The organism is Paraburkholderia guartelaensis, from assembly GCF_004353905.1.
Lineage (GTDB): Bacteria > Pseudomonadota > Gammaproteobacteria > Burkholderiales > Burkholderiaceae > Paraburkholderia > Paraburkholderia guartelaensis.
Map to the genome: position 1 here is coordinate 224,398 of NZ_SMOD01000011.1, position 12,683 is coordinate 237,080.

The following is a 12,683-nucleotide window of genomic DNA, read 5'->3' on the forward strand; positions in this document are numbered from 1 at the left end:
CTGCACGTTCGTTGTCACAGGCTCGTGCGTAGCGGGGTCGCGTTTCATGTCGCTCCTCCGGGCGGGAAGTCGGCGTCGAGTTCGGGATGGCCTTCGATGTGCTCGTCGTGCTCTTCGGCGTGTTCAGGCAGCGGTTCTTCGCGCGGCAGACCCTTCGCGGGCTCGATGCGCCAGATCGCAAACGCTCGCGCATGCGGATCGAGCCGCACGTGCTGCCAGCGCCCTCGCCACTCGAAGCGCTCGCCGGTCATTTCGTCGATCACATTGAGGGGGGCGTGATCGTCGAGGTGCCAGCGCTGGAACGTCGTCCACGAAAGTTCGAAGTCGGCGCCCTGCTCATTGAAGGCATCGAGGTTGATGGCCACGACGAGCACGTTGTCGCGTGCGGGCGTGGCCTTCTCGAAGCAGAGCAGCGAGTCGTTGCGCGCGTCGAGGAACGTGATGCCGAGATGCGTGTGCAGCGCCGGGTTGGCGCGCCGAATGCGGTTGAGCGTCGCGATCTCCGCGACGATGTTGCCGGGGCGGTGCCAGTCCCATGCGCGCAGCTGATATTTTTCGGAGTCCAGATATTCCTCCGAATTGGGCATGGCGCGTCCTTCGCACAGTTCGAAGCCGCAATACACGCCCCACAGCCCCGAAAGCGTCGCGGCTAGCGCGGCGCGGATCAGGAAGCTCGAGCGCGCGCCGGTCTGCAAATGGCGCGGATTGATGTCGGGCGTATTGACGAAGAAGTTCGGCCGATAGAAGTCGCGCACGTCGGTTTGCGTGAGTTCCGTGAGGTACTCGGTGAAATCGCGCTTCGATTCGCGCCACGTGAAATACGTGTACGACTGCGAGAAGCCGAGCTTGGCGAGCCGGTACATGAGGCGTGGCCGCGTGAAGGCTTCGGAGAGGAAGATCACATCGGGGTGGCGCGCGCGCACGTCGGCGATCATCCATTCCCAGAACGGCAGCGGCTTCGTGTGCGGGTTGTCCACGCGGAAAATGCGCACGCCTGTGTCCACCCAGAACAGGATCGCGTCGCGCAGCGCGAGCCATAAATCAGGCTTCGAGTCGTGCGCGTAGAACTCGGGGTTCACGATGTCCTGGTACTTCTTCGGCGGGTTTTCGGCATAGCGCAGCGTGCCGTCGGGCCGCCATGCGAACCAGGTGGGGTGCGCCTTCAACCACGGGTGGTCAGGCGAGCATTGAATCGCGAAATCGAGCGCGATTTCGAGGCCTTGTTCGTGCGCCGCGGCAAGCATGCGGCAGAAGTCCTCGAGCGTGCCCAGTTGCGGGTGCACCGCGGTATGGCCGCCTTCGGCCGCGCCGATCGCGTAGGGGCTGCCCACGTCGCCGGGCTGCGCATTGAGCGTGTTGTTGCGCCCCTTGCGGTTCGCGAGGCCAATGGGGTGGATCGGCGGGAAGTACAGCACGTCGAAGCCCATTTCGCGAATGCGCGGCATCTTCGCGATCACGTCGTCGAAGGTGCCGTGGCGCGATTCGTCGTCGCTCATCGAGCGCGGGAATATCTCGTACCAGCTCGCGAAGCGCGCGGCGCCGCGCTCCGCATCCACGCGATTGACGATCGTGTCGCGCGAGAGAAACGGGCGGTGGCGCGCGGCGCGCACGGCCGCAGCCGTCGAAGGCGCGGCGATGATCGCGCAACGTGTTTCGGTGTCCGCACCAATGAAGCGTTTGACGATGGCGTCGAGCGTTTCGTTGGTGGTCTTCTGATTCTCGTCGCTCGTGCCCGATGTTTCCGCGGTGGCGAGCACGAGCGCGAACAGCCGGCTCGCTTCCTCCAACTCCAGATCGACGGGCTGGTTCGCCGCGCGCTTCTTGTGCAGATGTTCCGCGAGCGAGGCGAAGTCGTCGCGCCACGCGATCACGACGTACTCGTAGCGTCCGATGCGATCGAGCGGAATGTGGCCTGCCCAAAGGTCGGTTCCCGGGGGCGGCACGGGCGACATCGGCGACTCGTGCCAGGCGGTTTCGTCGGCGGCGCGCCAGAGCACGGCGGCGTCGATGCGGTCGTGGCCCTCGGCAAAGATCGCCGCACGCACTTCACAGCGTTCGCCCACGGTGCGCTTCGCGGCGAAGCGGCCGTGATCGACCGACGGCTGCGCGCTCTCGATGGCAATGCGCGGAGCGGCGATCGCCTCGAGCACGCTCTTGTGTCCGCTCGTATCCGACTTGCCGCGATCTTCGGGCGGCGCGAGTACCACGAGCGGGCTCGCGAGCGCGCGGAACATCCAGCATGCGCCCGCGGGCAGCGTGAACGTCTCGGGGATCGCACTCGCGTCGCGCGCCGCGGGCAGGCGTGCGCCGCGCAGCGTTTCGGCGTCGAGCGGCGCGAAGCGTGTGAAGCCGCCAGGCGCACCGTCGAGCAGGCGCGAGAGATCCACGCGCACAGGCGCGGCCAGCGCGGGATTGATGAGCGTGAGGATGGCGTCCTCCGCGTCGCGCAGGTCCGCGCGGTCGCCGCGCATGAGCGCCGCGACGCTAGCTCCAGGCCCATTGAGCGCGCGCAGTTCACCGTTGGTCTGCAGCGTCCACGTTTCGCGTTGCAACGCGTTGGCGTGCGCGACATCGGCGCTCAGATCGAATGGTGCGCGCGCCTTCGCGGCTTCCCACGCCTGCACGCTGTTGCCGCTGTGCGAGGTCGCCTCGTCCACGCCGTATTCGAAACCCATCGGCATGAGCCAGCCGGTGCCGAGCGCGGCTGCCGCGCGCAGCATGCGGCGATAGGCGCGCTCGACCGCGCGTGCATCGGCGGCGCCCTCCTGGTCGTGCGCGTAGCGCGCGCCATAGGGTGCTTCTGGAAACGTTATCGGTGAGCCCACGCGACGCAATGCGGCGTGCTCCTCGACCATCCAGCTCGACGAGAAGTCCCACCACCGCAGCGAGGAGAAGGCCGCGTCGAAGCCCGCACCTTCGAGGTGCGTGATCGCCTCGCGCGGCAGGCCAGGCGTAGCGGCGAGCCAGCGCGCTTGCGGAAAGCGCGCGCGTACGGCATCGAAGATCGCGCGCAGCACATGGGGCGGCGTGCGGTGCGGCGAGTCCACACGAAAGCCGCCGATGCCCGCTTCGACGAGCGCGATGGCGCGCGCCGTCCACCATGCGATGAGCGGGGCGCTCGCGCGCTCGAAATCGGCGTAGGCCACGTTGGCTTCGCTGTGGCCGTGGCGTGGGTCGAGGCGCGCGTCTTCGGGCTCGAAGGGGTGGAACCATTCGGGATGCGCGGCGTAGAGCGCGCCGTCCGCAGCGCTGCGATCGAGCACGAGATCGGCGAGCAGCGTGACGCCGCGCGATTGCGCCGTGAGCGCGAGTTCGCGTATGGCGTCGTCTGCGGAAAGCTGGCTGCGAAAGGCCGCGTTCAGGCGCGCATGGTCGGCGACGATGCGATCGTCGCCCGACGCGCCGGCGGCGAACAGCGCGCCGATCAGGACGTGATCGAAGCCGAGCGACGCCGCGCGGGCGATGTGCGCCGGCCACGCGTCGAGCGGTCCTGCAAGGACGGAATGGACGAAGTAGATCCGCGGCGCATAGGCGTGGGGAGGTTCCATCGGTCGTATTCCAGGTACGTCAGGCGAAGGGGATGCAAGACGGGGTTAGCCGAAATGCGATCGCGCCGCCCGGGGGCTGCCGGAGCGTGCCGCGCTGCGCTTGGTGGACAGGCACCTGTTCAGAGTAGTGCAAGAGCAGGCCGGAACCAAACCGCGTGCGCCGCGTGGCGACTTGCGGGGGAAGGGAGCAAGGCACATGCCCATGAGCGTGCGGGCGTGCGGCGCCTCGCGCACGCGCACGTTCGCAAAGGCTGGGCGCAAAGATCGGTGATTCGACCGGAGAAACCGGCGGCGATTGCCGGTATCCGTTGCAGCGACGAAAAAGGGAGAAGCGCTCAGCTACCGACCATGCTCGCGGCGATGTTCACGCACAGGCCTAGCACAGAAACGTTGAAATAGAACGACAAAATCGATTGCGCGAGCACGCCGCGCCGCGCGCTGCGCCCCCGCAGGCCGATATCGGCGGTTTGCGACGCGCAGGCGATTGTGAACGAGAAGTACAGAAAGTCCCAGTAATTCGGCGTGAGCTTTCTGTCGGGAAACACGAGGGCGGGCTCGTTGGGATCGGAACCGTAGAAGAGGCGCGCGTAGTGCAGCGTGAAGATGGTGGGAATGAGAAACCACGCCCCAATGAGCGTGAGCCCCGTGAGCAGCGAATGCAGCACTTTCGTGGCTGTGCCGAGATCCTTCGTCGTGCCCAATTCGATGACGATGGCGACGATGCTCGCCACCGTTGCGGTGCAGATGAGAAACAACACCGTGCCCGCGTTTTCGTCTTCGCGGCGGGCGTTCGCGCGCACGCTCTCTTCGTTTGCGAACACCATGTGCACCCAGATCAGCACGAGGTAGGTCCACACCGTCGCGTCCCAGCCGAGCAGGACGCGCGTGGAAGTGTGGAGCGACGCGGGCACGAGGAGGCCGAGCACGACGCCCACCGCGATGGCGATCATCATGTGCGGCCGGTTGCGCAGTACCAGCGGAACGAGGTTCATGGCGGATGGCGTGACGCGCGAGGCGCGCGCGGGTTAGCAATCGGGTTAGCAATCCTTGCGGCGATTCTACCGTGCGTGGCCCGCCGCGGTGACGCGCCGTTCGCTGTTATGCCGGGCATGCAAGCTTTCGGTTTGTCTTATCGGGCCATAAGGGGCTATATTGCTTGCGCAACGCGGCAGCGCGCTTTTGCAGTTATCGCAACGACGGTGCATATGCAGTGATCCGCGTTGAAGGACGATAACAAACGTTGTTGTCCCAGTCCTGGTTTCAGGTGCCGCCAGCGCCGGCGGCAAGCGTGTTTCGCCCCCAAGCCAGGGGAACCTGGCGGGATCGACCTCATCTGGAGTGCCCATGACAGATGTGACACAACACGGGATGTCTCAGGCGCCGCACGATCTTCCCGCCGCATTTGACCGCTTCGGCCGTCCTGGCCGCAGGCGTTTCGTTTCGGGAGCGTGCGCAGCGGCGCTGCTCGCCTTCGCGGCTGCCGGGCGCTCTCGCGCGCCGTTCGGCATGGGCCGCGCATTTGCGGCTACGCCGGCGAGCGCATCCGCTAGCGGCTATGACGCCTTCATCAAGCTATCGCAGCACCTCACTGGCCGCACGAGCTTCAACGCCGTGCTCGGCAAGCGCGTCTATGCCGCGCTCGGCCACGCGAGCAGCCAGTTCGACGCGAACGTCGCGACGCTCAACACGTGGATACAAGGTCATGGCGGCGTGCCCTCCGATACCGTGACCGCCGCGCTCAAGACCGATCAGCCGGAACTCGGCTCGATGGTGGGCGACATCATGCGCGCGTGGTACCTCGGTCTCGTGGGCGAGATGCCGAAGGTGCAGGTGGTGGCTTTCGAAAAGGCGTTGATGTTCGACCCCGTCAACGACGTTCTCACGATTCCCTCGTATTGCCGCGACGTGCCGTTTTACTGGAAACAGAAACCCGCTGGCGAATAGCGGAACAACAAGCGCGCACATCACGGACCGCGCCAGGTCCGCACAACGAAAGCCAAAGGAAGAGGTCGACAATGGCGATAGGACATTCCGCCGACGTAGTCGTCGTCGGTTCCGGCGTGGCGGGCAGTCTGGTGGCGCACCAGCTTGCCCAGGCCGGCGCTTCCGTGGTGGTGCTCGAAGCGGGGCCGCGCCTCGCGCGCTGGCAGATCGTGGAGAACTTCCGCAACTCGCCCGCCAAGGCCGATTTCGCCACGCCGTATCCGTCCGTGAGCTACGCGCCGCATCCCGAATACGCACCGCCCAACGAGTATCTCGTGCAGAAGGGCGATTATCCGTACAACTCACAATATTTGCGTCTCGTGGGCGGAACCACCTGGCACTGGGCCGCGGCCGCGTGGCGTTTGCTGCCGGCAGACTTTCGTCTGAAAACGCAGTACGGCGTGGGGCGCGACTGGCCCTATCCCTACGAGACGCTGGAGCCGTGGTATCAGCTCGCAGAGGTGGAACTGGGCGTGTCCGGACCGGACGCCACGTACGATCTTGGCTCGCCGCGCGCGAAGCCGTATCCAATGAGCATGCTGCCGCTTTCCTGGATGGATCAGCGCTTCTCGCAAGTGTTGAATGGGAATGGCTTTCACGTGGTGCCCGAGCCGGTTGCGCGCAATAGCCGCCCGTTCGATGCGCGCCCCACCTGCTGCGGCAACAACAACTGCATGCCGATCTGCCCGATCGGCGCGATGTACAACGGCGTGGTTCACGCGGACAAGGCCGAGCGCGCGGGCGCGAAGCTCGTGCCGCAGGCCGTGGTCTATCGCATCGAGGCCGACAACAAAGGGCTCGTGACCGCGGTCCACTACAAGGACCCGAGCGGCAGAAGCACGCGCGTGACCGGCAAGCTCTTCGTGCTCGCCGCGAATGGCATCGAGACCCCCAAGATCATGCTGATGTCGAAGAGCGATGCGTTTCCTCACGGCATTGGCAACAGCTCCGACCAGGTGGGCCGCAATCTCATGGATCATCCGGGCACGGGCGTCACGTTCATGGCCAACGAACCGCTATGGCCGGGGCGCGGGCCCATGGAAATGACCTCGGTCGTGAATTTCCGCGACGGCGCGTTCCGCTCCGGCTATGCGGCGAAGAAGCTGCATCTCTCGAACGCGGTGCCCACCATGGCTGTTACAGCCGCGCTCATCAACAACGGCTTGACTGGCGGGGAGCTGGACCGGCAGATACGCGAGCGCACGTCGCGCACGCTCACCATCAACAGTTTTCACGAGCACTTGCCCGAGCCGCAGAACCGCGTGCTGCCCTCGGGCGATCACAAGGACGGACTCGGCATTCCCCAGCCCGAGATCTATTACTCGATCAACGATTACGTGAAGAAGAGCGCGGCGCACACGCATGAACTCTACGCGCAGATCGCGCAGCTCTTTGGCGGCACGGATATCGCATTCGACGACACCTTCGCGCCCAACAATCACATCATGGGCACGACGATCATGGGCGCGAACGCCGCCGATTCAGTCGTCGATGCCGATTGCCGCACGCACGATCATTCGAATTTGTTCGTCGCCAGCAGCGCGGTGATGCCTTCGGCCGCCTCGGTGAACTGCACGCTGACGATTGCCGCGCTGTCGCTGAAGCTGGCCGACAAGCTGCGCCACGAGCTTTGATGCGAGCCAGACGATGAAAACAGCGAAGTCCTCCACGGCGGCCACCACGAATCACGAGCGAGAGAGACGCGCGCGTGCCGCTATCGCGGCCGCGCTTTTCTGCGCCTTCGCGCTCTATATCGCGTGGCACGCCTCGCACGAATCGCAAACGCGTCCCGTCGACGAACTGCCGATGTCCACGGCGCGCGGCGACGACACGTCGACGCCCAATGCGGACGCGGACAAGCCCGAACTCATCAAGCGCGGCGCCTATCTGGCGCGCATAGGCGACTGCGTCGCGTGCCATACCGCCGACCCAGGCAGACCGTTTGCGGGCGGCCTGCCCATCAGTACGCCGTTTGGAAAAATCTACACGCCGAACATCACGCCGGACCCCGAAACCGGCATCGGCCAATGGAGCGATACCGACTTCATACGCGCGCTGCATGAAGGCATCGGCAAGGGCGGCAAGCGGCTGTATCCGGCGTTTCCTTACGTCGAATTCACGCGCATGACCGAGCAGGACATGCTCGCGATCCGCGCGTATCTGAATACGGTCGCGCCGGTGCATTACACGCCGCCCGCGAACGAGCTGCACTTTCCGTTCAACCAGCGCTGGCTGATGATCTTGTGGAATCTCTTCAACTTCAACGAAGGCCGCTTCGTACCCGACCCGAAGCAAAGCGCGGAATTCAACCGCGGCGCCTATCTCGTCAAAGGCCTCGCGCATTGCGAGGAATGCCACACGCCGCGCAACTTCATGCAGGGCCTCAAGACGACGGAGCGTTTCTCGGGCGCGACGCAAGCGGGCTGGCAGGCCTACAACATCACGCCCGACCGCGAGAGCGGCATTGGCAACTGGAGCGACGACGCGCTGATCGCCTACCTTTCCACGGGCATTGCCGCGGGCCACGCCAGCGCAGCAGGCCCGATGGCCGATGTGGTCCAGCACTCGACGCAGTACCTGACGCATGAGGACCTGCGCTCGATCGTGGCGTACCTGCGTGCGCTGCCGCCGGTTTCGGGCGGCGTGACGCGGCCGCGCGATGCCTGGGGCAAGCCCGCCATGGAGGACATCACCGCGATGCGAGGCACGACGATCACGACCGTGAACGGCTTGCAGCTTTTCGTGGCGAACTGCGCGAGCTGCCACCACTGGACTGGCGAGGGCGTGGGGGGAAGCGCGCCCGGCGCGTATCCGTCGCTCATTCATAACAGCGTCGCGGGCGCACCGAGCGCGGACAACCTCGCGATGGTGATCCTGCACGGTGTGCGGCGCCAGACGAAGGACAGCGACGTGCTGATGCCGGCATTCGGCGACGAATTGAATAACGAACAGGTGGCGGCCATTTCCAACTACGTGACAACACAGTTCGGCGATCCGCAGGCCACGCTTACGGCCCACGAGGTCGCGGCGCTGCGTGCCCAGCCTCAGTAACGTCTCAGCAACGGCGGGACTTTGCGCCGCGTTCGGGGCAGCGCTAGCCGCCGCGAGCGCGTATGCTGTGAATGCAGGCACGCCGCTTGCGTGTAGTCTGCTTTGTGACGCGCCTGTCGCAATCGCAACCGGTACGATATTTGGCGCTCATATGGCCCACTCACACAGCGCTATGATGAAGTGATGACGCATACACCCGACGCTCTCGTGCAGCACCATGCCGCCAACCTTGCAGGTCGCGACTTTGTAGTAGGCGATTTGCATGGTTGCGTGGAGGCGTTGCGCTTTCTTTTGCGCGAAGTCGAATTCGACACCGCGCGTGACCGGCTGTTTTCGGTGGGCGATCTCGTTGATCGCGGCGAGCGCGAGCAGTGCGAACAGGCGCTCGCGCTGCTCGACAAACCATGGTTCTACGCCGTGCTCGGCAATCACGAAGACGCGCTGTGCGCCGTGGCCGAAGGGAAAATGCCGCGCAATCGCTGGTATGGCATCGGCGGCGGCTGGGCGCAGAGCGTGCCCGACGCCGAACTCGTGCACTACGCGCAGAGGCTGCGCCAATTGCCGCTTGCGCGCGTGGTGGGTGAGGGCGAAAAGCGATTCAATATCATTCACGCGGAATTTTTCGGCGACGACGCCGCGCTCGACAGCGGCCAGTTCGATTCCGTCGTGCGCGAACGCATGCTTTGGGGCCGCGATCTCGTGCTCGGCACGGGCGACCCGGCGCGCCATGCGCTTTCGCTCACGTTCTGCGGGCATACGCCGGTGCGCGAAGTGCGGCAGATCGGCTCGCAGGTGTTCATCGACACCGGAGCGTTCATCACCGAAGGACGCCTTACGATGGTCGAGGCGCTCACGTCACGCATCTGGTCGGTGTCGCAGGTCGAAGCGCTCGCGCACGGTGCGGCTGCGATCGTGCTGCCCTGAGGCCTCGCGCCTGCCGGTCTCTCGTTGCCCGCTCGGGCTACACGATGCGGTTCAACTCGAACACCATGTCGATGGTGTGCCCATTCCAGTTGTATTCCAGATACGCCGCGTGATGGCACGCGCGCAGCAGCGTCGTGCTGAGAGCGGCGAGACATTCGCCGCCCTCGTCGCGCACCGACGGATACGCAATGCCTGGCGCACGCGCCTCGCGGGCGGCGCGGCCTAGCGCCTGGCCCGGCGCGTAGTCGTCGGGCGAGAGCACGCCCGGGTCGAGCGCGGGGTCGTCGCGCAGATCGATCACTTCGCCATGCGCGATCACCGTGTAGAGCCGCATCTGCTGGCGGATGGGCGGCTCGTTCGTGGCGGCGAGAAAAAGCCCTGAGTGATAGCGCGTTTCGGCCACGGCGGTAGCGCGCGAGCGTGCGCAGTAGAACACGCCGTAGGTGCCGTCGGAAAAACGGCTGCCCTGCGGATTCAAGTGCGTGAAGGCCGCCATGATCGGCCCGTAGCCGGGGCCGAAGCGGCGCTCCTCGCGCGGCACGAGATCGAGATCGCCGGTCTCGGTGCGCAGGCGGTCGTTGGTGAGCGCTTCTAGCGCATAGAGCGCCTCGAAGTCGTCGGCGGAAGCCACGCGGTCGAACAGGTTCACGGCGGGAAACCGGGTGGGAATCACCCTGAACGCGGGCGACCAGGTGAGCTGCGCGCTGCGCCAGCGGTCTTGCCAGTTCGTTTGCGTCACGCCCAGCCGCCTCGCATTGCGTCGAGATACTGGCGCACCGCCACGAGGTCGCTGACATTGCCGGCCAGCATGCGGTCGAGCGCGCGCCGTCCGCCAAAGGGCGGCGCGCTGTTGGGGCGCTTGATCCAGGTGTCGGCGGAGGTGGGCTGGGGCAGGAGAATCTGCAGCGCCTTGTAGATGCCGAGCAGCAGCGAAAGGCGTTCGAGTGTGTCGCGGCCGAGCCGGGCGGTTTGCGGGGACTGCTTCCACTTGAAGAACGTGGATCGGCCCGGCGAGCCGAGCAGAATAATCTGCTCTTCGGCGCTCAGGTCCCAGTCGCGCGCAATGTTGAAGAACGCCCTGAGCCCCGCCGCCGACATTTCGGTGAGCGAGGGTTCGGCGCGGGGACGTCGCGACGGAGTGACGGAGGCAGTAGCGGGTGACATGGTGGTCGAGTCCTGAATTGAACTTTTAGTAGATATTAGTCCATATATGGATTATTGCAAGTTTTGACTCGGTATAATCCTCGCCGGACATTTGGGCGGCATTTGGGGAGAGACGGGGTGCGGGCAGGCGTATTGATGGTCGCGGCAATGATTTTTGCCGCGCCGGTGTGGGCATGGGGGCAGGGAAAGACGGCGGGGGCGCATGCGGGGCACGGAGAGGCGGCCGGGCAGCCGTCGCATGGCGGGCAGGCGTCCAAAGCGCGGGGCGGGCACGGCGGTGCGGTGTCGCACGCGACCGGACACCATGCGCACGCGACGGGTTCCACCCATGCGAGCGCCCCGCGCAATGCTGCGAAGGCCGGCAAGCCGTCGCACGCAAAGCGCCACGCCGCGGCGCAACGGCACACGTCCGGCGAGGTCCACACGGCGGCGCGCTCGCATCATCCGGCTGCCGGTGCGGCGCCGGCTCCCAAAACCGTCACGCAGAAGCGTCCTGCGCCGAAGCCTGCCGCAGCGCGTCCCGCGCCGCGCCACAAGCTCGTGGTGGATGCGCCGCCGCCGCACATCCAGCGTGCGATTCCCGTGCCCCACGCGCTGCCGCCCATTCTGAGCTGAGCGCCATCTAGGCAGTGCCGAGCCCCGACGCGAGCAATTGCAGCGTTGCCGCGGTTCGCGGCTCGCGCACCCGCGAGTGAAGCAGGACCTGCGAAACCGGCAGCGCGGGCAAGCCGAGCCGCGCGCCGACGTCGATGAGTTCGCGCGGCGCGACCCGGCGCGCCAGCGGCGAGACCGCGAGACCCGCAGTTAGCGCCGCACCCACCGCGGCGACACCGCCGCCCACGAACACTTCCGTCCACGCCACGCCCGCACCGTCGAGCGCGCGAACCGCCGCCGCCCGCACCGCGCATGGCGCGGCGAGCAGCGCGAGCGGCAGCGCCGTGCCGGGCTGCCACTGCCATTGCGGCGCGGCGAGCCAGACGAGCGGCTCCGCGAAGAGCCGGCGGCCATCGCCGCGCGCCGTCTCTTCCTCCTCCTGACGGACGATGACGGCATCGAACCGCCGCTCGTCGAACTGCGCGAGCAGTTGCGCCGAGTGCCCCAGATGCAGCTCGATCACGAGCCCCGGATCATGAACCCGAAGCTGGGCGAGCTGACGGGCGAGGTTGCCGTCCGCAACGTGCTCGCTCAGACCAAGCACGAGCCGCCGCTCGTCGCCTGACAGCGCCCCGAGCGCGCGCTCATGCGCGCCCAGCAGGTCGCGCGCCGCGGCCAGGAAGGTGAGGCCATCCGCCGAAAGCCGCACGACGCGCGGCGTACGCTCGAGCAATTGCTTGCCCAGATGCGTTTCGAGGCGCTTGAGCTTGAGGCTCACGGCCGATTGCGTGGTGTCGAGGGCGTCGGCGGCGCGCGTGAAGCTGCGCAGCTCGGCGACGAGCACGAAGGCGCGCACGGCGTCGAGATCCAGTGGTTTCATTTCAGATGAAAATGGATGAAATATCTATCTATGCCTGTTTATTATGATAGTTCGCGCCTAAGCTGCTGTCATGTCAAACCCACCGAAGCAGGAGACCGACATGCCGTTCACTCGTATCGCTGTTCGCGCAGGCAAGCCCGCTACGTATCGCAAGGCGCTCACGCAGGGGATTCATCAAGCGCTGATGGAGGTGTTCAAGGCGCCTGAAGACGACATTTTCATGATCATCACCGAGCACGAAGCCGATAACTTCGTGTTCGGGCGGCACTACCTCGGGATCGAGCGCAGCGACGATCTGGTGATGATCCAGATCGCCGTGAGCAACACGCGCGGGCAGGATCAGAAGAAGGCGCTGTTCGCGCAGATTGCCGAAAACCTCGCGCGCGATCCGGGGGTGAGGCGCGAGGATGTGTTCGTAAATCTCGTCGATGTGGCGCGGGAGAACTGGTCGTTCGGGAATGGCGTAGCGCAATACGCGACTTGAGCGCGGAGCTTGAAGCCACCGCCGTCAACATGCCTCGCGATCGCTCTCGCGAGGC

At 65.9% G+C, this 12,683-nt stretch carries 11 protein-coding genes; 6 read left to right on the forward strand and 5 right to left on the reverse strand.

What is annotated here, in order from left to right; all coding sequences use genetic code 11:
* Nucleotides 1–44: 44 nt before the first annotated feature.
* Nucleotides 45–3,548, reverse strand: coding sequence for a maltotransferase domain-containing protein (locus E1N52_RS16915; RefSeq protein ID WP_133183893.1), 3,504 nt, complete (start codon nt 3,546–3,548; stop codon nt 45–47).
* A 335-nt stretch (nt 3,549–3,883) separates the two neighbouring features.
* On the reverse strand, nt 3,884–4,540 hold the full coding sequence (locus tag E1N52_RS16920; protein ID WP_133183894.1) for a DUF1345 domain-containing protein: 657 nt from the start codon (nt 4,538–4,540) through the stop codon (nt 3,884–3,886).
* A gap of 376 nt (nt 4,541–4,916) precedes the next feature.
* On the opposite strand from E1N52_RS16920, the gene E1N52_RS16925 reads away from it, so the two are divergent.
* From E1N52_RS16925 to E1N52_RS16940, 4 genes are all read left to right on the forward strand, one after another.
* Nucleotides 4,917–5,492 carry a sugar dehydrogenase complex small subunit gene (locus tag E1N52_RS16925; RefSeq protein ID WP_425468079.1) on the forward strand — a complete coding sequence of 192 codons (576 nt, stop codon included), beginning with the start codon at nt 4,917–4,919 and terminating at the stop codon, nt 5,490–5,492.
* Between the two features lie 71 nt (nt 5,493–5,563).
* Nucleotides 5,564–7,165, forward strand: coding sequence for a GMC family oxidoreductase (locus E1N52_RS16930; protein WP_133183896.1), 1,602 nt, complete (start codon nt 5,564–5,566; stop codon nt 7,163–7,165).
* Nucleotides 7,166–7,178: 13 nt separating this feature from the next.
* Nucleotides 7,179–8,582, forward strand: a complete 1,404-nt coding sequence (locus E1N52_RS16935; RefSeq protein WP_133183897.1) for a cytochrome c — start codon at nt 7,179–7,181, stop codon at nt 8,580–8,582.
* 183 nt (nt 8,583–8,765) lie between these two features.
* Nucleotides 8,766–9,506, forward strand: coding sequence for a metallophosphoesterase (locus tag E1N52_RS16940; RefSeq protein ID WP_133183898.1), 741 nt, complete (start codon nt 8,766–8,768; stop codon nt 9,504–9,506).
* Nucleotides 9,507–9,543: 37 nt separating this feature from the next.
* Here E1N52_RS16940 and E1N52_RS16945 read toward each other — a convergent pair whose 3' ends face one another.
* Entirely contained in the window at nt 9,544–10,245 is a 702-nt protein-coding gene (locus tag E1N52_RS16945; RefSeq protein WP_133183899.1) for an RES family NAD+ phosphorylase, read from the reverse strand.
* Nucleotides 10,242–10,670: an MbcA/ParS/Xre antitoxin family protein gene (locus tag E1N52_RS16950; protein ID WP_028202945.1), complete on the reverse strand. Its 429-nt coding sequence runs from the start codon at nt 10,668–10,670 to the stop codon at nt 10,242–10,244. The genes E1N52_RS16945 and E1N52_RS16950 overlap by 4 nt, the downstream gene beginning before the upstream one ends.
* Before the next feature lie 117 nt (nt 10,671–10,787).
* Here E1N52_RS16950 and E1N52_RS16955 point away from each other — a divergent pair, with 117 nt between their 5' ends.
* Nucleotides 10,788–11,285 (forward strand): hypothetical protein, encoded by a 498-nt coding sequence (locus E1N52_RS16955; RefSeq protein WP_133183900.1) that lies wholly within the window; start codon nt 10,788–10,790, stop codon nt 11,283–11,285.
* 7 nt (nt 11,286–11,292) lie between these two features.
* Here E1N52_RS16955 and E1N52_RS16960 read toward each other — a convergent pair whose 3' ends face one another.
* Complete coding sequence (locus tag E1N52_RS16960) at nt 11,293–12,144, reverse strand: LysR family transcriptional regulator (protein ID WP_133183901.1); 852 nt, start codon at nt 12,142–12,144, stop codon at nt 11,293–11,295.
* 100 nt (nt 12,145–12,244) lie between these two features.
* Between E1N52_RS16960 and E1N52_RS16965 the strand changes: the two genes are divergently transcribed.
* Nucleotides 12,245–12,628: a tautomerase family protein gene (locus tag E1N52_RS16965; protein WP_133183902.1), complete on the forward strand. Its 384-nt coding sequence runs from the start codon at nt 12,245–12,247 to the stop codon at nt 12,626–12,628.
* Nucleotides 12,629–12,683 lie beyond the last annotated feature (55 nt).

Coding starts and splice junctions, on each gene's coding strand:
- E1N52_RS16925 (WP_425468079.1), top strand. CDS start 4,917: ATGTCTCAGGCGCCGCACGATCTTCCCGCCGCATTTGACCGCTTCGGC.
- E1N52_RS16915 (WP_133183893.1), bottom strand. CDS start 3,548: ATGGAACCTCCCCACGCCTATGCGCCGCGGATCTACTTCGTCCATTCC.
- E1N52_RS16940 (WP_133183898.1), top strand. CDS start 8,766: ATGACGCATACACCCGACGCTCTCGTGCAGCACCATGCCGCCAACCTT.
- E1N52_RS16920 (WP_133183894.1), bottom strand. CDS start 4,540: ATGAACCTCGTTCCGCTGGTACTGCGCAACCGGCCGCACATGATGATC.
- E1N52_RS16950 (WP_028202945.1), bottom strand. CDS start 10,670: ATGTCACCCGCTACTGCCTCCGTCACTCCGTCGCGACGTCCCCGCGCC.
- E1N52_RS16935 (WP_133183897.1), top strand. CDS start 7,179: ATGAAAACAGCGAAGTCCTCCACGGCGGCCACCACGAATCACGAGCGA.
- E1N52_RS16930 (WP_133183896.1), top strand. CDS start 5,564: ATGGCGATAGGACATTCCGCCGACGTAGTCGTCGTCGGTTCCGGCGTG.
- E1N52_RS16965 (WP_133183902.1), top strand. CDS start 12,245: ATGCCGTTCACTCGTATCGCTGTTCGCGCAGGCAAGCCCGCTACGTAT.
- E1N52_RS16960 (WP_133183901.1), bottom strand. CDS start 12,144: ATGAAACCACTGGATCTCGACGCCGTGCGCGCCTTCGTGCTCGTCGCC.